The organism is Nostoc sp., from assembly GCF_036919555.1.
Classification (GTDB): Bacteria; Cyanobacteriota; Cyanobacteriia; order Cyanobacteriales; family Nostocaceae; genus Nostoc.
Genome location: NZ_JBALCS010000047.1, coordinates 33,217 through 54,329 on the forward strand (window position 1 = coordinate 33,217; position 21,113 = coordinate 54,329).

A 21,113-nucleotide genomic window follows, 5' to 3' on the forward strand; every position below is an offset into this window, starting at 1 on the left:
TAGAAAAAGTTGTCTAGTAGATTCCGTGAATACACAGGAATAAGCTTCAAATAAGTAAGTAGCGGTAAAGGCGCGATGTCTACGACGGGCTACGCCTACGCGTCTTATTCTCCGTACAACTAATGGTTTTAATTCGGTAGTAAACCGCGTAATAATCTGATTAGTGGTGTTTCAATTTTAATTTTAAAGGCTAGTATCTGGGTGCGTTGCAGGGAGTTGAAATTGTTGTCACTGACGAGAATTAATGATTGCTGTCCATCGGGTAGTTTAGCTCCAAGAGTTAAGCCTTCGATGTTATCTAGTAGTACATCTAGGGTACTCAAATCTAACAGCAATTTTTTCTTAACTGGTTTAATATTTTTGGAGTTAACTGCTAAAAGGCTATCAATCTGATGAATATCATCAGCTCCTTCTAAAGAAACCTGAAACAGAGAAATAGCAAATCCTAAACCAGTAAAAGACCGTTCTAAACTTAGGAAGTGTCCTTGATTATCGAGAGCAAGTAAATCAGGTAATCCACTAGCGAATTTGCCAATCAGATTCAAAAATGGTGCAACTGGTTCAGTTTGATAAAGAAATTCCTTTTCTGGCTGGTTGTTGAGCAAGTTGTATTCCAAAATCCGGCAAGGACTACCGATGTTAGGTTTAGCTGCGACACCATCTTGAATTAGAGCATTTTCGGTGGCTGTGAATAGATGCTTTTTATCGGGTGTGATTGTGAGGCTTTCAAAAGCCAAATTGTTGCGGATACCTTTTTTACTACTTTTATCGGGCAAAAATTTATTTGGGATAGGAAGTGTTTTTATTTCCCTTTCAGAAGATAGAGAGAACTCTTTAATAAAAGGATTAATTAATTTTGTAGCATCGCCTTCAGAAGAAATAAACACACTTGCTTTATTATTTAAGGCAATACCTTCTGTATCAGTTTCACCAGGGCGGAATTTTTGACCATTTTCATTTAATAATGTAGTAATACCGACGGGAATAACTCCACCTTTTTGTAGAGAACCTTTGCCCAAGTCGATTTTCATGGTGTAGAAACGAGCGGCAGCTTTTTGTCCACGGTCATCGGAAATAGCATAATAAAGGTTGTTTTTTGGATCATAGGTAATTCCAGATAAACCTCCAACTTCAGTTTTCTGAAATATTAAACCTTTCGGTAAAGTGGCTTCCCCGATAAACTTTATGCTACTCACTTCAACAGCATTTGAAAGAAAGTTTATGAATAAGCAAATGATAATTACAATCGGGATAAAGAAGTAAATAATTCGCGGGAATACGAAAATTTTTTTAATTAGCTGCATAGAATTTTTTTGTGACATCAAAACACGGTAGGGAGGCACAACTATATTTAACTTGCATATAGCCATTTTCAATCCGATGAGGTATGGGTATGCAAACAGACCTAACCCCCTTCCCGAAGCGGGAAGGAGGAAAAATTCAAAGCCTCTCTCCTAAAAGGAGAGAGGTACAAGAACCCCACCCCCAACCCCCTCCCCGCAAGCGAAGAGGGGGCGATGATGTACCTCATGTGATTAGGAAACGCTATATATGTATTCCAACCAATTGATAACCTTTAGAAAATACGAAATTACTTAAGCTAGTCGCAAATCATATTCATCCTGAAAAAAATTAACAAGCCAATCTTTGACTCTGCGGGTAGCGCGGCAATCATCTTCGTTGTAGCTTTGGATAATTTCTAGTAAGGTGCGATCGCCTGTTTCTAGCCACTGATCATACCAATAAATACACTTGGCACCACTAGCTTCTTTTTCCCGCCACTCAAATCCTAACCAACGAGCGATCGCTTTCAGGGCATAACTTTCTACGGGCAATGCTACACTTTGGGTTAATTGTTCATACACATCCACAAATCGACTCAATACAGGACGGACTGAGGCGTAGGGAGTGTTGTAAAGCTTTGCCAACCGTTTGACTGTATCAAACTCGTAGACACAAAAATGATAAATTGGCGCTTCGGGATATTGCCAAACCAAATCCAAAAATTGCTGCCAAACTAATTCTTCGTCTTCTGGTTTATCTGCTAAAAATGAATAAAACTGTTCTGTATTGGCAAGTCTATCAACGACCAAAACCCCTAAGAGATAATCTAAATCTAAGTCTGGCTGCGCCTCAATATCAAAGTAAAGCTCTATGGGTGCTGTGAAGGTAATATCTTTTATTGGTAGCGGGTAGGGTAAAATAAGCGGTCGTTTTTCCAATGCAGATTGAGCTTGCACTACTAGCTTAGGCGCTACTTCACTGTCAAAACCAAGCAGGTTTTCTAAGGTACTGGGACTGGTGTCAGCGAGAGATTCCAGTGTGGTGATGGCTAAGGCTTGCAGTTGAGTGTAGCGAATGGGTGTTACGCCTGGTAACAGTGAGAGATGTTTTTCAGATTGAGCAACAGCATAACATTGACTATACCAATGGCACAGATTGCACTTTTGCCGAGCAATAAACACCTCTGGCGGATTTGGTAAGTCTAAAACTTGAATAAACTCCTCTAGAATCTGCTGCATCCGTGGTATCCATTTGAGCAAATCCACAGGATAATTTCTATCTTTGGTACGCAATATCAGCCAAGCTGTTTCTGGTGCAAAGTCCTGTACTGTTGCCAATACTTGGGTGTGAAATGCGGCAACAACTTGATATTCTTGCTTAGGGCGCTTACCTAGTTCAATACTAGCCGCAACGTACATCCAATCTCCAAAGCAGGATTTTCCTGGCCGTTTCACGAGTAAATTTGGACGACTCAGTAAGGTGTATGCTTCAGAATAAGTTGCTAACAGTACTCCTTTATATATGTACTCAACCCCACGCTGCATCAATTCTAAAGTTGCCTTCTCTGCGTTTTCCCAGTTTCCGTATGAATAATCTGGTTGATCATAAGTCACCTGTGCCAAAGCACTCATCTGATGGGCGATTTTGTCCTGTTGTAGTTTCCGTAGCAACTCATTGGGAGCATCGCGCTGACTTTTGTCACCGTGGATATCTAGAAAAGGCCGGCGTTTACAGCGTTGGTATTGCAGTAGGAGTTCAGCATTAATTAGCATTCTTTTAAGTTAACAAGAATTAGTACACTCTGCGAGTAACTCAGACAACTAAAGTTTTGAAGTGGCGAAACCTTCGGTGGGCTACGCCAACGCCTCTACACCTGATTTGCCGTTTATTCTATACTGTCAACAGCTAGCTATTGGCGTAAACAGATAGGCGTTTGCGTTTCTCCTAAGTGACAGATGCTACGGTGTACACACAAGTCGAAAAATGCTCTACCCACATTTTTGTCAGAGTGAAACTCTCACACAGACAGGCAATCCCGCTCAGAACTGAAGTTCAGGGCTGATAGCTGAAGTCCACGCTTAGTGGACTTCAGCTATCAGACTCGGAATTCATTCCGAGACGGGATAGAAAGGCAGTGCGAGATTTATTAATAAAGATTGGCATCTCTTCCCCCGTTACGAGTCTGATCGAGATCGCAAGGCTAATCCGTGGCATCATGCTTCAGAGTTCAAACACCATCTGATTACTTCTCAAACAGCTCAGAATCTAGCACAAAAAGTCACACAGCATTTATCGTTACTGATTACGAGATGAAATTTGGCAGCGAGGGCTTACAGCAGAATTCAAGTATTTGAACCACATCTGTCGTCAGGGCACAGCATTGCTGTGCCCCTACCGCGTGGTCTATTTACTGAAAATAGCTGTAAATTAATCTCATCCGTATTTTTAGCCTTGCTCCTAGCACAAAGTACAAATACCTCTTATTAACCTGCAAACAGCAGATATTCCTTGTGAATTATGACTAGTATTTCTGTCGCACAAACCAAGTTGCATACCCATCGAGAGCAATTTCCCGCTTTAGCAAATAAGATTTATTTCAATTATGGGGGACAAGGACCCATGCCCCAAAGAGCAATGGATGCTATGACCCAAACTCAAGCTCATGTTCAGCAGATAGGCCCCTTTGGCAATGAGGCGTATAGCTGGATAGCACCTCAGACTCAAGCCGCAAGAGAAGCGATCGCTTCGGAGTTATATGCACCATCTGAAACAATTACTCTCACCCAGAACGTTACAGTTGGCTGTAATATCGCCATGTGGGGCATTGAGTGGCAAGCTGGCGACCATATGCTGCTCTCAGACTGTGAACACCCAGGCGTGATTGCCACAGCCCACGAAATCGCGCGGAGATTCGCTGTGGAAGTTACCACCTGTCCTCTAAAGGTGACTTTAAATGAGGGCGACCCCGTAAAACTTATTACCCAGCACTTACGCCCCAATACCCGCCTAGTGATATTGAGTCATGTTTTCTGGAATACTGGTCAAGTTTTACCTCTTAATAAAATTGCCGAAGTATGCAGAAATAATCATTCTTTATTATTGATAGATGCTGCCCAATCTGTTGGTTTGTTGCCTTTAAACTTGACTGAATTAGGAGTAGATTTTTATGCTTTCACTGGTCACAAATGGTTATGTGGCCCTGCGGGTGCTGGTGGTTTGTATGTTCGACCAGAAGCACGAGAAAACCTGAAACCTACATTTATTGGCTTAAATGGGATTGTTGTGAATAGTCAATCTCAGCCTGTGGGTTGGCTTCCAGATGGGCGACGATACGAAGTGTCTACATTAGCTTATCCGTTGTATGTTGGGTTACGGGAGGCGATCGCAATCCATCAGCAATGGGGAACCTCACAGGAACGTTACGAGCAAATTTGCCATAACAGTGACTACCTCTGGCGGCGGTTAGTGGCGTTACCTGATGTCAAGTGTCTGCGAACTTCTCCACCCGAAAGCGGTATAGTCTCGTTCCAACTCATAAATACTCAGCCCCAAGCTAATCTGAAGTTAGTGCAATTTTTAGATTCACAAAGAATATTAACTCGGACAATTGCCGATCCTAGCTGTATACGCGCCAGCGTTCATTACTTTACTTTAGAATCGGAAATTGACCAATTGCTTGAGGCAATTCAAAGTTTTCACAAATTAGTTAAAAATTAGGAGTTATGAGTTATCAGTCTGGGAATTATGCAGGGCTATTTAGTGCTAGACATAAACCGCCCAGAACTTAAGTTCCGGGCTAATAGCTAAAGTCCGTTAAAACGGACTATAACCTTTTCTCAGTCGTCTAAAGACGACTTTCGCTATTAGACTCAGAATTCATTCTGAGGCGGGCTATAGGACTCCGATTTGATTTTGGAAAACATACTGAGACTGAAAAGCCTATTTGATCAGGGTTCTATCTGAAATCTTGTTCAGAAATCAGATATGAGTCATATAGATGAGAATGAAATAGCCTTGAGCAATTATGATTTTAACTCCAAACTCCTAACTTCTAACTCCTAACTCCTAACTCCTAACCCCTAACTTTAAAATGGAACGCCCAATCTTATACTTAGCCATAACTAACCACGGCTTTGGTCATGCTGCTCGCACGGCTTCTGTAGCTACGACAATTCAAAAGTTGTGCCCAGAAGTTCTGCTAATTCTAGCGACTACTGCCCCACGCTGGTTGCTAGAATGCTATATAGAAGGCGATTTTATCTATCGTCCCCGTGCATTTGATTTGGGTGTGTTGCAAACCGATAGTTTGACAATGGATAAAGTAGCGACTTTAGAAAAGTTGCTCGATATTAAGAAGCATCAAAATTCCCTGATTGCCTCAGAAGTGAATTTTATCCGCCAAAATCGCGTTAATCTCATCTTGGCAGATATTCCCTTTCTTGCTCCTGGGTTTGCCAAAGCTGCAAATATTCCCTGCTGGATGATGAGTAACTTTGGTTGGGACTTTATCTACCGGGATTGGGGAGGTGAATTTACCGCAATTGCTGATTGGATTAGTGATTGGTACTCAAAGTGCGATCGCCTGTTTCGTCTCCCTTTCCATGAACCAATGCAAGCCTTTAACAATATCACAGATGTCGGCTTAACAGGCGGTTCTCCCCGTCACTCTGCTGATGATTTACGCTCTCTTTGGGGAATAACTGCACCAGTAGAAAGAACTATTTTGTTGACCTTTGGCGGCTTGGGTTTGCAGCAAATACCATATTATAACCTACGGCAATTTCCAGATTGGCAATTCATCGTCTTTGATCAATCTGCCCCTGATTTACCTAATTTGGTGAAAATTAGCGATCGTCAATATCGCCCTGTAGATTTTATGCCTATTTGTGGGCGAGTCGTTTCTAAACCCGGTTACAGCACTTTTTCTGAAGCCACACTACTAGGAGTACCTATCGTTACCATGCCGCGTGATGACTTTGCCGAAGCAAGTTTTATACTAGAAGGCATAACTAATTATAACCAGCATCAAATTATCACCTCATCTGAGTTTTTTCAAGGCACTTGGGATTTTCTACATGAGTTACTCCAACCACCGAAAAAATCTCAACCAATTGCTAAGGATGGTAATGAAGCGATCGCTCATGCTGTTCTCAATTATTTACAGACAAAATAAAGCTATTCAAAACAACGTCAATTAATAATGTAATCTCCAATAGTAGATAAAGAAACTTTAGAATTAGCCAGTCAAGATGTGCGTCGAGTGATTGAAAGGCAAAAGGAAGAACGGCAAATTTTAATCACCAAGATGAATATTCTATTTGTCACAAACAGCGCCATACTAACTTTTCTAACAATATCGAGATTGATTACTATATTTAGTATCTTCAGTGCGTTAGAGATATTATTATTTTCCATCAACTTTCTGTTACTAATCTGCGCTTTATAGCCACATAAGTTTTTTGTTAGTCCCAATCTAGAAAAAAAGGAAGAAAACGAAGGAAATAAAGAAAAGCTAAAATTTCCAGAAGATTATTTGATGTTTATACCTCAAGAATACAATTTACAGATGTTAGCTGACTTCAGAGAGACTTATAATAATAATCAGAAGCAAGTAGACGATATTTCCCTAGCCTTGAAATATGCTACTGGTGTGACTGCCGGAATCGCTGTCTTTGCCTTGTTACATCAAGTAACAGTTTATTTCATTCCTGAACTATAAAAACCATGAATACCAACCAAAATGATACAAAATATTCTAAAAAGGGTTTAAAACTCCCAGAGCCGAACCTAGATAACATTACAGCTTTGTCTTCACAATCTACCTAGTACACCTATAATCCCCGATATACTAAGAAATTCTGTAAATGCGGTGTTGAGCCTCTTTAGGAGAAGACATACTCAGTCTAGCAATCAACCAACGGCAGAAGAACAACCAAATCAAGCAGATTCAACTGCTAATTAGCTTTTACTTTCATCAATAATTACTGTTTGAAATGAGTCACTACCAAAAGTTACTAAAAATTTCCACCACTGGTAAATCTTTTTACAACATCACTGCAAAAATTAAAGCCATAGTTGCAGAATCAGGAGTTGAAACTGGTCTTTGTACTCTATTTTTACGCCACACTTCAGCCAGTTTAGTGATCCAAGAAAATGCCGATCCTGATGTTCTTGTGGATTTAGCTAACTTTATGGCGAAACTCGTCCCAGAATCGGGAAAATACATCCACGATGCAGAAGGTGCTGATGATATGCCAGCGCATATTCGTACCGCACTTACCCACACTTCGGAACATATCCCGATTAATTGTGGTCATTTGGTGCTGGGAACTTGGCAGGGAATTTATATTTGGGAACATCGCCAGCGTAGTTATTTAAGAGAATTGGTTGTCCACATTTCTGGATAGCGAATTATCAAGTTTTATTTATTTAAGGTGTAGTTTTGTAGAGTTTAAATACCCTGGTTATACTGCGTACCCTTTGGGTAGAATTTCGTAATTTTCACGGTGATAGCTTTTTCATAAAAATTATTGCTCCAAAATTAACCAGATATACACTAAATAATTCTTGTCAATTTGTAAATTTAAAGGTTAAGTTTATTTGTGACTATTTAAGAATATAGTTATTCCAATGTACACTAATATTTAGTGTAAGCTGCCTGGGCTATTTCAATTACTATGAAGCAAAAACTGACACCAACTCATACTTTCCAATTTATTGACGAAATCCTTGCCCAGCAGTCTGTAAACCTATTCTCACTTAATCCCCAAAAAACATTAATTACCAGCTTTGCCGAATTGGGAAATTTGATTGCTGAACAAAATACCGATATTAAACTCCTCACAACCCTTCAGGCAACTCTCGAATCTATAGTGTATACTCAGTTACGAAATTTTCCAGAAAATATCTTCTGGGATTTTGATTTTCTCGTAAGTAGTATGCTTAGACAAGCTTTAATCGCAGATGAGGGCGCTGTTCCTTTCTTAACAGTTTTTGGTGAAAAGATGGTTTGCCTGACGGAGATGTTCGGAAATAAAACGGAAATGCGCTTCCGTTATGTTCACGATTTTATATATGGATTTGACTGGGCAAGATGGGTACAAAAAGAGCCACAAAAACGCGCACATATAGAGCCTTTTAGTCTGGTTTTTTTAGATTATTTGCTCGTCAAAGGTAAAGAACTTTTACAACGTATTAGTCAGGGTCAAATCACATCTTATAAACTGTGTGATACTGGCTACCGCAATCCCTTCACTTTTTCTCGTGAACCAGAAGATGAATATCGTCTGCTAACTTATCTTGCTGAAGAACAACTTATCCCAGTAGCAGCGTGGAACTGGAATGCTAGCCCTGTATGGAACAAACCTTTCCAGGAAATGCGCCAGCAATTAGCATTAAAATTAGATATTCAGCCACAGAGACACTGATAATAAATTCAAAATTCAAAATTCAAAAATGGAACGCTTTAAAAGGCAAGCTTGCTGCATACAAAATAATTGCCTGGAAATATAGTATGAAAATTCCTGATTTAATTACTTGGTTTGAAGCATGGGCAAATCCCGCTTGGTGTGAAAGCTGGGATAATTGTGGCTGGCAGATTGAACCTGGAGCTTTGCAGGAAAAAGCACGGGTTTTGGTGTGTTTGACACCGACTTTGGCAGTAATGCAGGAAGCGATCGCTCTGAATGCTAATCTGATATTTGCCCATCATCCATTAATTTTTACTCCTCCCAAATCTTTACGCACTGGTGAAGCGATCGCCGAAATGGTACGGTTAGCTTTTACTCACAATATTGGTATTTACACTGCTCACACTAATTTTGACCAAGTGCAGGATGGTACTGCTGACGTTTTGGCTCAGATATTAGAACTCAAAGAAGTTACTCCCATAGTACCTACACAAGCCGGATTAGGATATGGGCGTGTTGGTTTGCTAGAGCCATTTCTGACATTACAGGAATTACTCATAGCCATTAAAACCCGACTTGCTTCCCCTAATTTGATTTTTTCCCCAACTGCTGATTTACAGCAAACAATTTCACGAGTTGCCGTTTTGGGTGGTTCAGGGGCTAGTTACATTGGGGCCGTAGCTAAAACTGGCGCTCAAGCTTATCTGACTTCTGACTGTAAGTTTCATCAGTTTCAAGAAAGCCGCGATTGCAATCTTATTTTAATCGATGCCGGACATTATGCTACCGAACGTCCTGCTTGCGATCGCTTGGTGCAAAAATTCCAGTCCTTAAACCTAGACTGGGTGCAATTAAGTCAAAAAGATGAAGACTTCCGCCAGTTTTTTGCTTGATTGCTTATGTTTCACTATATTTTTTGGATACTTGGGTGACATACTCCTACACTGACTGCAAGCAGTACAGTCTGGGCATTTCAACCAGTCCAGCTATTGCTTCTCTGGCGTTGAGCTTTCTTTTAAGTCCACGGAATGCCCTACCGCATACTATGAATCCCGTATATTAATAGATAGACGCACCGAGAGCTAATATTCTGACCCATTATTGTGATCAAAATCACCACTTATGTGTAACTATAATCACATAATACTTATGTTCCATATCAACTAGTAGCAGAAGAAAATGTTCCACACTTGAGGTAACAAATTGTTCACTCTGCCCTAATCAAGATGATTCGCACACTTGTTGAATCTGCCTTCCAAACTGGATATCTTAGTGTTGAATCTGAGGGTTTACTCCAGCAAGTGCTGGCCACTAAATGCTGGAATGAGCAGGATTTGTCAGCCCTGGCAACCCTATACAATGCAGTTAGGGCAGGTCAAATTAAACGAGAAGCTTCCTCGTCGAATGTGCTTATGGAATTTCCCCTACCAGATAAATGTTGTTGATACTCCCACAGAAGATGGTTTTCTCATTGTCTTTCCCCTCTGCCCCTATTTCCTTTGCCTTTCTGTCTCTTCCTTATACTCCGTTGCTTTTTTCTTAGTTATGATCAGGCAAAAACCTTAAAAACTCAAAACTCATTGGGTCTTGTTGTTGAAAACCATCAAGGTCAGCAAGAGAATGAGTTAAGATCAGATACAAGTGGGTAAAAGTAAAATCAAGTCCCCGGACTTCCCAGTAATGCCAATGATTAAAAGTAGGCAAGTTAAACAACCGCAATCAACGATTGTTTTGGAGTATTCTTTATTACATAATGGTAATAATGACTCACCAACAAATATAAACCTGGTTAGGACAGGTACCGAATTGTTTGACTTTTATTAAGCAGACATTCCCTAGAACGAGCCAGAGGGAGATTAAGTTCATTGCTAGAGCAACCATTGATTGATGACCCAACATTTCCCGATATTTTGACAACTACAAGCAAATCTTGGGATTGGTTCATGAAGCATACTTGTTCGGAACGGTGAAATTAACCTCTTAAAGGTGTAATGTAATGGGGTAGAACCCAGATTTTGACAGGTTTAACTACGTTGTTTAAAAAGGCAGAAACAATACATGCTACACCGCAAGATTTATCAACTGTGTTGCGATGGGCGCGAGGTATGTGTTTTCTTGCGGGACCAGCAACGCTGGATTGAACGCGCCCGCATCATCGACATAGAGGGAGATTTAGTGACCCTACGCTATGAAACAGAAGAAGAAGACGAAGTTTGTTCTTGGGAAGAAATGGTTCGCCTCGAGAGCATTGGTGCTGTAACGCAAAAATTGGCTTCAGTACCACGTGGTAATGTGGAACCTCTAATGACTGAAGATTGTCCTGAAGCTGAACGCATCCACAACCGTTACACTGACTCGAATCCAGAATAATTCAGTCATTAGTCATTAGTCATTAGTCATTAGTCATTAATTAAAAATGACAACGGACATCGGATTAATGACTATTGGCTCTCATTCAAACCTTCAAAGGCAGGACAGTAACCTTCTAGAGTTACCTTAAAGTTATACAACGGGGAAGCTGGGTTCCAACATTTCTGCCCCCTTTGATGTCGGCAAGTACCGCAACAGTCTATATCTGTCCATGTATAGCGATCGCTATTTTGGTTGAGTAGTTCTCGTTGAGACAATCCCCTTAATACTAGTTCTTCCCCTTGCCAACGAGCTTCGATTAAACCAGTATCGGCAAATTGCCGCCAACGCGGATCGGCAGTAATCACGTTGGGTATGGTGATGGTGATTACTGTTCCTACCTCTGTCAGTTCGCCTTCGTAGTTAGTTTCTGGTGCTGCTGGTTGTAAAAAGGTATCGCCGATGGGTAGTTCTACTAAGGTGTTAGCTGCTGGGGAATGTACATGGTAGCGGTTTTGTAACTCCTCTAAGCTAGTCAGGTCTGCCAAGTAGGCAGGAGAACCATGGACAAAAATGACGTGCTGGGGTCGCAAATTATGAATTAGCTGCGTAGTACCAGGACCATCACTATGTTGAGCCAAAAGATAGGTTTCGACATTGGTAGGCGCTAAATATTCTTTGTTAACTTTTATATCAATTGTTTCTGGTAGGAGGATCAGCCAAGGGCCGGTGTCTAGTTGGCAGTGCTTACCCAAATCATCTTTAGAGTCGGTAAGGACTATACAAGGTGACTTGCCCACAGTGGGACGATGTTCTGGTTGTAAACGACGCACGCGGGGACGCACCCGTTCATCCCAAAATAAGGGTTGATGGCGGGCGAAGTTCTGTACGGACGGAGGGAGGTGTGGTAGCAGTTCTAGGTAGGCATCACACCCAGTGGCCACAGCCCCATCTACCCAGATATCTAAATCTCGTCCGGTGAAGTGGTGATGAGATCGTAAGAGCATTAGCAATTCTTGACCTAATCCTAAAGCCGGGGTGGGAAGGATTATAGAACAATGGTCAGCGATCGCCCGATTAATTCGCTCTGCTAGTTGATTTTCTTGGTTGCGGCGATGAGGATGACGGGATGTGCCATAACTGCCTTCAATAATTAGTACATCTAAGTCTAAGCCCCGCAATTCCTCTAAACGCAAACCTTCTACCAACCGGGAGTTTGACAGGAAAAAGTCACCTGTATACAGTAACTTGTAAGTACGCTGCTTGGTGGTGTAGGTAAGGAGAATTGCCACTGCCCCTGGTAGATGCCCTGCGGGAAATAATTCTGCCACCAGACCCTCTTGTAATTCCACAGGCGATCGCAACGGCAAAGCGTGACAAAATTGGGAAATTTCCTCAGCGTCTTGGTCTAGCCAATTCAGCGGCAGTAATTTGCTAGTCACCTCACTACCATAAATAGGTAACTTAGGAAAAGCTTTATGCAGTTCCAGTAAGCCTCTGGCGTGATCTGGGTGGGCGTGACTAATCAAAACTAAATCTGCTGGTAGGGGCGAACTAGTTTCACTTACCGAGTTAGTAAGTCCTTTAGCCAGCGATGAAATATCCTCCAAACCACAGTCCAACAAGATGCGGTGTGGTCCCATTTTCACCAATAAACACAAGCCCTCATTGTCATGCTGGACACTATAGGGCAAACATTCTAATTCACTACCCGCTTCCGCAGCATCTACGCGAGAAGATGCCGACAGATTATCCCTCATGCTTCCTCCCCTCAAACCTCATCATCATGGACATATCCCAAAAGCCAAAAGTTACACAAATTTTGGTTTTGTGACTTAGGGGTAAGTTTTATCGTGCGCCCCTACACCCTGAGAATACGGATTTTTGATTGGGGAGGACGCCTCCACCGAACCCGCACTGGTTCGGAAAGGTGGGCTAACAAGAAGCCATCAATATTAGGAGCTAAAGGAGTTTGGCTCTTGTTTATTTTCCCTTTGTAAGTTCTGAGCTATCTTAGCCAATTCACCCTACGGTAAGTCGCCCAAGCATCTACAGATTTATCTCAATGTGCGGAGCCATTGCCGTGATAGTTATCTGAATCATAGAATCCATTTTTCGTGCCAAAAAATAAGCACGAAAGCGTAAATATAACTGTTAATCCAGCTAGAATCAGCTTTACGTCCATTTGTTTGCTGTCCCTTAACTCAAAGACTTTCCTATATTAATTTAGTACTTCCGCAATAAAACGCAATCACTAGAAAATCTTTACTATGCTTATGTGGATTGGGCAATAGGTAAATTTACCGCAATCAGTCAAATTGTAGAACCTTTCGGTCAACCTGTCCATCAATCTAGATGCAAACCAATATGAGTGCGATGTCTACGACGGGCTACGCCTACGCAATTCTCTACAGTCCGTAAAAATCTCCATCTAGAATCTGCTCAATCGAAAAAGGACAAACGGCGGGATACTCACTTTCCTGGGATATCCTAACCCTAAACTTGCTCTGGTTTAAAGTTGCTCACCCGAGCATAGCCATCCATCAAAGCGATCGCGCATTCAACTTGGAGAGACAAACGAGAAAAACCAATGCTCAATGCCCCATTTATCTAGTTCGCAACAACCGCCTAAAAATTAAAGTTATATCTTGCACCTGCCCCATATCCCGCCAGAGAATAAATTCTCAGGCTAATAGCGCAAGTCCACTCAAATGGACTACAAACCTTACTCAGTCTTCTAAAGAACGACTTTAGCTATGAGCTTCAGAATTCATTCTGAGGCGTTTGTGGGGACTGGTCTAAGTTCTGAGTAAACAAATTTGATATTAATACTTGCCCATGAGTATCAAAGACTCTCCCGCGAGTAGTAAGGACTTTAGTTCTGATAAACCTTGCTATGAGCGATGAATCGCTCACTAGGAACATTGGGCATTATGGGCGGAATGGTTTTTTACCAAAGCCATAGCGCAATCTATCGATAATCCAATTCTGAAAGTTGTCAATGTAACTAAATCTCACTGGCACTACCACCAGTGTCAACAGGGTGGAAGTTGTAAAACCGCCCATAATAATGGCAATTCCCATTGGTTGGCGAACTTCATAACCCGCGCCGATTCGTAATCATAAGGGCAGAATACCAGCGATCGTTACCAGAGAAGTGATTAGAATCTGGCAAATTCTTTTTTCTACGCAACCCATAATTCCTCTAAAGCCTTTGTGTTGCCAGAAAGCCTGGCCATACCATGCAATCCAAGCATAGGTAAAGCTAGCGTCCACAGCTACAAATGAGTTACAAAGGAGCAAACTCCATTACCCTAGATTCCAGCAAGGGTAGCCCTGATTATGGAATTTTGAAATCAATCAAATCAATAAATAATTGGTATTTACCAGAGTAACCAGATATGTTCAATGCCACTGAAATTTTAATTGATGCCTTTGTAGATGAAATTCGAGAAGGCTACCGTCGCACCTATGGCTGCTTCAAAAATGATTATCAGGACATTATCGCTTGGGCTGGTAACATGGCTTTGGAAAATATTGCCAATAGCGACGCTCTTTATCACAATGTTGAACACACCGTCCTTGTAACCCTAGTGGGACAAGAAATCTTACGTGGCAAACACATTAGAGAAGGCGGTGTTTCCAGTGAAGACTGGTTGCATTGTATTATTTCCTTAGTGTGTCATGATATTGGCTACGTTAAGGGAGTTTGCCGACAAGACCGAGAAGCAATAGACTTATATTCCACAGGTAAAAATGGCAGAATGATTTCTGTAGTGTCTGGCGCTTCTGATGCCAGTCTCACACCGTATCATGTTGATAGAGCCAAGCTTTTTATTGATGAGCGCTTTGGAGGTCACAAGTTAATAGATGCTGAGGCAATTAAGAGCAATATTGAATTGACTCGATTTCCTGTGCCTGCGGCAGAAGATCAGCAAGATACAAAGTGCTTTGCAGGAATAGTACGTGCTGCTGATTTGATTGGGCAACTAAGTGACCCGCGTTACTTGAAGAAAATTACTTCTTTATTTTACGAGTTTGAAGAAACTGGTGTAAATAAAGTTTTGGGCTATAAAACCCCTGCCGATTTACGTAATAACTACGCTAAGTTTTACTGGAATGGTGTCTTTCCTTATATTCAAGAGGGACTGCATTATCTATCACTGACACAGCAGGGAAAACAAATTCTGGCTAATCTCTACTCAAATGTGTTTGTTGTAGAACACGAAAAACAACAGCAAGAACAGCAGCAGTATTTAGAGAAGTTAGAGGTTGGCAGTTAGGAGTTAGGAGTTAGGAATGGGGAGTGGGGAGTTAAGAATTATTAATCATGAATGAGTTATGAATTAAGATAAAACTTTGATAACTCATAACTTATAACTCCTAACTACTATGGATTGGTGGGGACGACTGAAGAAAAATCCTTTGGCACGATTTGGGGCAATTTTGCTGTTAGTTTTCTACATAGCAGTAATTGCAGCTGATTTGGTAGCTCCTTATGACCCCTATGCTTCACAGCCTAATGGTTCACTGCTGCCACCAACTAAGATACATTGGGTTTCTCAGTCAGGGCAGTTTATCGGGCCCCATGTTTATCCGACGACTCAGGGGGACACAAATTTAGAAACAGGCGATCGCCAAATCATTGTAGACTTCAAAAAGCCCTCACCCCTGCATCTATTTGTCTCCGGGCCAGAATACCGATTGTTGCAGATGAGTTTGCCATTACCCCCGAAGTGGGATGAAGTCACAATCTTTGCTGGTATTCCCTTAAATTGGCATTTATTTGGTACAACAACTGGCGCAAAATTCAATATCTTCGGCACTGATGACCAAGGGCGCGACCAATTTAGTCGCCTCCTGCATGGCGGTCGCATCAGTATGTTTATCGGGATTTTTGGCATTATCATTACCTATCCCCTCGGTTTGCTCATCGGTGGAATTTCTGGTTATTTGGGCGGTGTGACTGATAGCGTGATTATGCGCTTGGCAGAAGTGTTAATGACTTTCCCTAGTATTTATCTTTTGGTAACTTTGGGAGCAGTCTTACCAGCTGGTTTAAGCAGCACCCAGCGCTTTTTGCTGATTGTGGTGATTACTTCGGTTATTAGCTGGGCTGGTTTAGCACGGGTCATTCGCGGACAGGTATTATCAATTAAAGAGCGAGAATTTGTCCAAGCGGCACGCGCAATGGGCGGGAATCCACTTTATATCATCCTCCGCCACGTTTTGCCGCAAACGGCTAGTTATATAGTTATCTCTGCTACTCTTGCAATTCCCAGCTTTATTGGTGCAGAAGCGATACTGAGTCTGATCGGCTTGGGAATTCAACAACCAGACCCCTCTTGGGGCAATATGCTTTCTCTGGCTAGCAATGCTTCAATTTTGGTACTGCAACCTTGGTTAATTTGGCCGCCGGCTGTGCTGATTATCCTCACAGTGTTAGCATTCAATTTACTCGGTGATGGATTAAGAGATGCCCTCGACCCCCGTAGTTTAAGAAGATAAGCTCTTAGAATAGCAAATGCGATCGCCGATGTAGCAAATGCTGTCGCTGAAAGAACAAATGCGATCGCCGATATAGTAAATGCGATCGCTAAAGTAGCAAATGCGATCGCCGAAATAACAAATGCGATCGCTGAAATAACAAATGCGATCGCTGAAATAACAAATGCGATCGCTGAAATAACAAATGCGATCGCTGAAATAACAAATGCGATCGCTGAAGTAGCAAATGCGATCGCCGAAGTAACAAATGCGATCGCCAAAGTAGCAAATGAGGTCGCCGAAATAACAAATGCGATCGCCGAAGTAACAAATGCGCTCGCCGATGTAGCAAATGCGATCGCTGAAGTAGCAAATGCGATCGCTGAAGTAGCAAATGCTGTCGCTGAAGTAGCAAATGCGATCGCTGAAGTAGCAAATGCGATCGCTGAAGTAACAAATGCGATCGCTGATGTAGCAAATGCGATCGCCGAAGTAGCAAATGCGATCGCTAAGATTAGTCCGCCTTCGCGGACTTTGCCTGTGTAGCCGCGAATTCCATTCGCCTTCTATTCGCTACTGCAGCAAAACCCAACGGCGAAACAGTTCCACCATAATCCGCCAGCTTCCCTGATTTTCCTCAACGACATCATGACGCTTCAGAGTATTCAGCGCTTCCTCTAAATTGGCATAGTTCATACCTGTAGACTGAGCCAAGACATCCAGACTTAACCCCTCTGGGTGAGGTGCAAGTAGTTGTACAATTACCTGCTGACCATTTGCACCCCGCGCCGCCTGACCCCAAACCCCATCAAAGTAGTAGCGTCCCCGCTTGAAAAACTCAGGGTCATTGATAACCGCTTCCACGTCTTCCACTGTGAAAACTGGCTCACGGGGTCGTCCTTGCTCAAAAACAAAGTCATTGTAGCGGCGCACTAGTTGAAAACCCAGCAGTTGCACTAAATATGGTTGACCATGTGTCAAAACATAAATTTCATCTAAAGCTTCCGGGATGTAGTCGAGGGAGAAGTCTTCATTACCTGGGTTAGCGAGAATTTGGCGGGTAGCTGCACGTTCTTGAAAGCCTACATGAATAGGAATGACGCTAGCAAAGAAAGGTTGGAAGTAATCTGCTGTCATCTCCTCTAAAGTGTGCAAACCAGCAAAGGCAAAGCCAACTTTAGAACTCATTTGCACCAACCCCCGCAGAAAACCCATAAAATCTATAGGGATTTTGTTCGCTTCAATTAAATCTTCAATTTTCTCAAACTCGTCTAAGGCGATGATTAACCCACCATCTAGCTTTGCTTCCACCTGTTTTAAATAACGTTCAAAAGTCCGGTAAGGGAGATTTAGTAAATCAGCGTCAGCTGGTGGTGGAAGTTTCACAGCTTGAGAAATTTCATCACAAATTGCCATTAGCACTTCACCCACACCTTGGGGACTATCTCCCAAACGTAGCAAGTTGACATAAGCTAACTGTATTTGTGAGCCTAGACAGTTAGCAGCGTTAACCAGAATGGAAGTTTTGCCCATGCGCCTGTGACCATAGAGAACTACAGACTGGAGTTGATTACCCATCACCCAGAATTCTTCTAACTGTCTGATGATATCTTCTCGCCCAACGAAGAGATGACCTTGAACGGGGTCGCCTACAACATAGGGATTAACCACAGACTTGGTGATGGAAATTTCCCCCACTTCACCAGTAATTTTTAAAAGGTTTTCTCTCCAAGTTTGAGCGATATCTATAATTAACCCTTGCTCTGCTTGCGGCAAGGTATCAGCTTGATTTAGGATTTTTGTCAGTTCGCCTAATGCTCGATTGAGAGCTAAAGACTTGGCTGAACGTGAGACGCTGCGCTCTACAAACTGGACATCCTCAACAACTCGACGCAGATTAGCTAGAACTTTCCAGGTAACTGGACGTAAAAGAGGTTCCTGTGGAAAAGGAGGAACTTGGATAGCAGCAATAGAGGCTGGTTTTTGAGCTTTATCAAACGCCGTTAGAGTTTGAGCAAGGGTATACATTTCCTCGCCATAGAGTAGAGAACGCAATACAGCAAAAGCCTCTATTGCTCTCGCTAGTTCTTTTTCATGCAAATGCCAGAAACCAGCAGCAGCAGCACGAGCAGGAGTATCTAAGCGAATGTCTGTGTTAAAACGAGCCTGTAAACCTTCTCGCCAAGAAGGAGAGAAGAAAAAGAACCCGCGCAAAGAGAAGAAAGTTTTGACAAAGGTTGACTTTAGGGTTTCATCTAGAGAAGCTGAAGCAAAACGTACTATATTCCAATCAAAAGGATTTGCCGCCAGTTGAGAGACAGCCCAAATAAGTTGCTCTGAGCGGATTTTGGCAAGAACTCTATTGACTGCTTGGACAACAGGAATGAATTGTAGGGTATATGCCAGCAGTTCATTAGTATTATGTAAACCTGTTTCCCAATCATTTTGCAACCAATTTTCCAAGCGCCAAACAAGATTAGGAAGGGGAAGCGGAGTGATACGGAGGAGTCGCCAACTACCGTTTTGGATGATTCGCAAGTTTAAAGGTGAGCCAATAAGCCAGGTTTCTGGACGCAGTACCGCCACGCCGAACGTCACGCCGAACGCCACGCCTCCCGTCACGCCGAACGCCACGCCTCCCGTCACGCCTCCCGTCACGCCGAACGCCACGCCGAACGCCACTCCGAACGTCACGCCTATCGCCACGCCTCTCGCCACGCCTCCCGCCACGCCTCCCGCCACGCCTCCCGCCACGCCTCTCGCCACGCCTCTCGCCACGCCTCCCGCCACGCCTCCCGCCACGCCTCTCGCCACGCCTTCCGCCACGCCTCCCGCCACGCCGAACGCCACGCCTCCCGCCACGCCTACCGCCACGGCTCTCGCCACGCCTACCGCCACGCCTACCGCCACGCCTACCGCCACGCCTACCGCCACGCCTATCGCCACGGGTACCGCGCCTCCCGCCACGCCTATCGCCACGCCTACCGCCACGCCTACCGCCACGCCTACCGCCACGCCGAACGCCACGGCTGTTGCCACGGCTCCCGCCACGCTGGATCAGTCAACGGGAATGTTTACTACCTGAAAAATTAGACCTACAGCTAGAGGTGTAACTACTGTCAAAACTAATCCTTGGAAAAGTAACTGACGTTGAATAGGATTTTGACGCAATAACTCCCATCCCTTGCGCCAATTCATTTCTCCTTCAGGAATATACCCACCCCCGAATCTATCCACATACCAGCGCAAAGCCTGGGGAAAGAAAAACACCCAGTACAAAAGTCGCAGATAATCTAAGGGGTTCCACAACGAGAGGGGACGCCTCAACTTGGGCGCTAAGTCTAGGCGGGGTACAGGGGTCATTATTCAACCTCCATCATCACCTGTGAAGAACCTAACCCCCCAGCCCCCTTCCCTATGAGGGAAGGGGGAGTAGGAGTAATCTTGCTCCCCTCCCCTACGAGGGGAGGGGTTGGGGGAGAGGTCAAAGTGGTGTCATTCATTGCAAACTCTCCAAATACCGCGAATAAGTTCGATAACATAATTGCATCAGTTTGCGAGGATGTCCGCCACTTTCTTGGATGAGTTGGATGATTTCCTCCTCAGTAAAACTCACAGAAGTTCTGGCTAGACGGCTGATAATAAAAGCACGAACGCTGATTTCATCCCAAGGTTTTATATTTTCCTCTTGGCAAATGCCTGCAAGTGGCGATGTTTTACCGTTATCCTGACTATCATTAAATAGCTTGTTCAGAGGTTCGCTAGCAGCTAAAATCAACCGTAAAGAAGCATCACGTCCTTCAGCTAAACCGCGCAATTGATCTCGAACTTGGCGAGTAAACCCTTCCCAGGTAAACTTTCCTAAATTGTCTATAGCCAATAGCACTCTTTTCTCTCGCAAATTACGAGTTAGCTTATAGCCTTTACTCTCAGGTATACCTACCTTGTCGCACAAAGCGATATAGAATTCATCTTCATTATGAACTCCATCATTTAAGTCTAGAAAAACTGGTTGACGTGCTGATTGTAGGTGATTGTTCGCTTGTTGGTAAATCACCCATAACAAAGAGGACTTACCCATTCCCTCTTCTCCTATAAGAGCCACACTGCTACCACTGTTAAGGACTTAAAATACCCACTGGATTTCGCGTTTCCGTCCAAAAAACTGTTGCAGGTTTTCTATTCTGCCGTTTTGGGGCATGAAGGGATTATGATTTTGCTGTGATAGATAAAGTGACTGTGATTCATCCCGTTCTGCTGGATTGGTTAGTTCTGCAATTGGTTCTTGAAAAGGTGAAACTTGTACCGAATACTGTTGATATCGATATTTTATTGGATTTGTAAAATTTTTCTTACTAACTCTTATTCCTAAATCTTCTGTGATTTTTTTACATAAATCCGCGCCGGCTTCTCTCACATATTGATAGGCGTGATGAGTTTGAGCAACAATTTGTGAGTAAGTTTGATCTGCCCAGATCCCTAAAAATAGCTTTTCTTCCAATTGATTTAAAACTTGCTTTCTCTTTTCCGCAAGCAGTCTATTGATGAATGCTAACGCTTCTTGTGAGTCCATTAGGCGTAATT

The 21,113-nt window shown here is 42.9% G+C and carries 18 protein-coding genes and 1 pseudogene; 10 read left to right on the forward strand and 9 right to left on the reverse strand.

All coding sequences use genetic code 11. The annotated features are described in order from the left end of the window. Window positions 1-128 precede the first annotated feature (128 nt). On the reverse strand, window positions 129-1,304 hold the full coding sequence (locus V7K36_RS13845) for an esterase-like activity of phytase family protein (RefSeq protein WP_335116532.1): 1,176 nt from the start codon (window positions 1,302-1,304) through the stop codon (window positions 129-131). 291 nt (window positions 1,305-1,595) lie between these two features. Next, window positions 1,596-3,056, reverse strand: coding sequence for a TM0106 family RecB-like putative nuclease (locus tag V7K36_RS13850; RefSeq protein ID WP_335116535.1), 1,461 nt, complete (start codon window positions 3,054-3,056; stop codon window positions 1,596-1,598). Window positions 3,057-3,801: 745 nt separating this feature from the next. Here V7K36_RS13850 and V7K36_RS13855 point away from each other — a divergent pair. From V7K36_RS13855 to V7K36_RS13890, 8 genes are all read left to right on the forward strand, one after another. After that, the gene (locus tag V7K36_RS13855; protein WP_335116537.1) at window positions 3,802-5,001 is read left to right on the forward strand and encodes an aminotransferase class V-fold PLP-dependent enzyme; all 1,200 of its coding nucleotides are present in this window, start codon (window positions 3,802-3,804) and stop codon (window positions 4,999-5,001) included. A 373-nt stretch (window positions 5,002-5,374) separates the two neighbouring features. Continuing rightward, window positions 5,375-6,457, forward strand: a complete 1,083-nt coding sequence (locus V7K36_RS13860; protein ID WP_335116539.1) for a glycosyl transferase — start codon at window positions 5,375-5,377, stop codon at window positions 6,455-6,457. A 363-nt stretch (window positions 6,458-6,820) separates the two neighbouring features. Beyond that, complete coding sequence (locus V7K36_RS13865) at window positions 6,821-7,003, forward strand: hypothetical protein (protein ID WP_335116541.1); 183 nt, start codon at window positions 6,821-6,823, stop codon at window positions 7,001-7,003. Window positions 7,004-7,277: 274 nt separating this feature from the next. Then, window positions 7,278-7,691, forward strand: a complete 414-nt coding sequence (locus V7K36_RS13870; RefSeq protein WP_335116543.1) for a secondary thiamine-phosphate synthase enzyme YjbQ — start codon at window positions 7,278-7,280, stop codon at window positions 7,689-7,691. A 270-nt stretch (window positions 7,692-7,961) separates the two neighbouring features. Next, a complete protein-coding gene (locus tag V7K36_RS13875) occupies window positions 7,962-8,711 on the forward strand; it encodes a hypothetical protein (protein ID WP_335116545.1) in 750 nt (249 codons plus the stop codon). Between the two features lie 86 nt (window positions 8,712-8,797). After that, window positions 8,798-9,586 carry a Nif3-like dinuclear metal center hexameric protein gene (locus V7K36_RS13880; protein ID WP_335116547.1) on the forward strand — a complete coding sequence of 263 codons (789 nt, stop codon included), beginning with the start codon at window positions 8,798-8,800 and terminating at the stop codon, window positions 9,584-9,586. 333 nt (window positions 9,587-9,919) lie between these two features. Further along, window positions 9,920-10,138, forward strand: a complete 219-nt coding sequence (locus V7K36_RS13885; protein WP_335116549.1) for a hypothetical protein — start codon at window positions 9,920-9,922, stop codon at window positions 10,136-10,138. 613 nt (window positions 10,139-10,751) lie between these two features. Beyond that, on the forward strand, window positions 10,752-11,063 hold the full coding sequence (locus V7K36_RS13890; RefSeq protein ID WP_012408115.1) for a DUF6679 family protein: 312 nt from the start codon (window positions 10,752-10,754) through the stop codon (window positions 11,061-11,063). A 71-nt stretch (window positions 11,064-11,134) separates the two neighbouring features. Here the strand turns inward: V7K36_RS13890 and V7K36_RS13895 are convergent, their stop codons facing one another. After that, on the reverse strand, window positions 11,135-12,802 hold the full coding sequence (locus tag V7K36_RS13895) for an MBL fold metallo-hydrolase (protein ID WP_335116551.1): 1,668 nt from the start codon (window positions 12,800-12,802) through the stop codon (window positions 11,135-11,137). A gap of 1,171 nt (window positions 12,803-13,973) precedes the next feature. Then, window positions 13,974-14,210 (reverse strand): annotated as a pseudogene (locus V7K36_RS13900) (efflux RND transporter permease subunit); the annotation flags it as partial. A gap of 233 nt (window positions 14,211-14,443) precedes the next feature. On the opposite strand from V7K36_RS13900, the gene V7K36_RS13905 reads away from it, so the two are divergent. Beyond that, the gene (locus V7K36_RS13905; RefSeq protein WP_335116553.1) at window positions 14,444-15,325 is read left to right on the forward strand and encodes an Npun_R2479 family HD domain-containing metalloprotein; all 882 of its coding nucleotides are present in this window, start codon (window positions 14,444-14,446) and stop codon (window positions 15,323-15,325) included. 109 nt (window positions 15,326-15,434) lie between these two features. Further along, window positions 15,435-16,550, forward strand: coding sequence for an ABC transporter permease (locus tag V7K36_RS13910; protein ID WP_335116555.1), 1,116 nt, complete (start codon window positions 15,435-15,437; stop codon window positions 16,548-16,550). Between the two features lie 88 nt (window positions 16,551-16,638). Here V7K36_RS13910 and V7K36_RS13915 read toward each other — a convergent pair whose 3' ends face one another. The 5 genes from V7K36_RS13915 to V7K36_RS13935 all read right to left on the reverse strand — a co-directional run bounded on the left by V7K36_RS13915 (window position 16,639) and on the right by V7K36_RS13935 (window position 21,102). Beyond that, on the reverse strand, window positions 16,639-17,028 hold the full coding sequence (locus V7K36_RS13915; RefSeq protein ID WP_335116557.1) for a hypothetical protein: 390 nt from the start codon (window positions 17,026-17,028) through the stop codon (window positions 16,639-16,641). Between the two features lie 74 nt (window positions 17,029-17,102). Further along, window positions 17,103-19,568, reverse strand: a complete 2,466-nt coding sequence (locus V7K36_RS13920) for an ATP-binding protein (RefSeq protein ID WP_335116559.1) — start codon at window positions 19,566-19,568, stop codon at window positions 17,103-17,105. Window positions 19,569-19,586: 18 nt separating this feature from the next. Then, window positions 19,587-19,892 (reverse strand): hypothetical protein, encoded by a 306-nt coding sequence (locus tag V7K36_RS13925; protein WP_335116561.1) that lies wholly within the window; start codon window positions 19,890-19,892, stop codon window positions 19,587-19,589. A gap of 136 nt (window positions 19,893-20,028) precedes the next feature. Beyond that, window positions 20,029-20,634 (reverse strand): AAA family ATPase, encoded by a 606-nt coding sequence (locus tag V7K36_RS13930; protein ID WP_335116563.1) that lies wholly within the window; start codon window positions 20,632-20,634, stop codon window positions 20,029-20,031. A gap of 21 nt (window positions 20,635-20,655) precedes the next feature. After that, on the reverse strand, window positions 20,656-21,102 hold the full coding sequence (locus V7K36_RS13935; RefSeq protein ID WP_335116565.1) for a hypothetical protein: 447 nt from the start codon (window positions 21,100-21,102) through the stop codon (window positions 20,656-20,658). Between the last annotated feature and the right edge of the window lie 11 nt (window positions 21,103-21,113).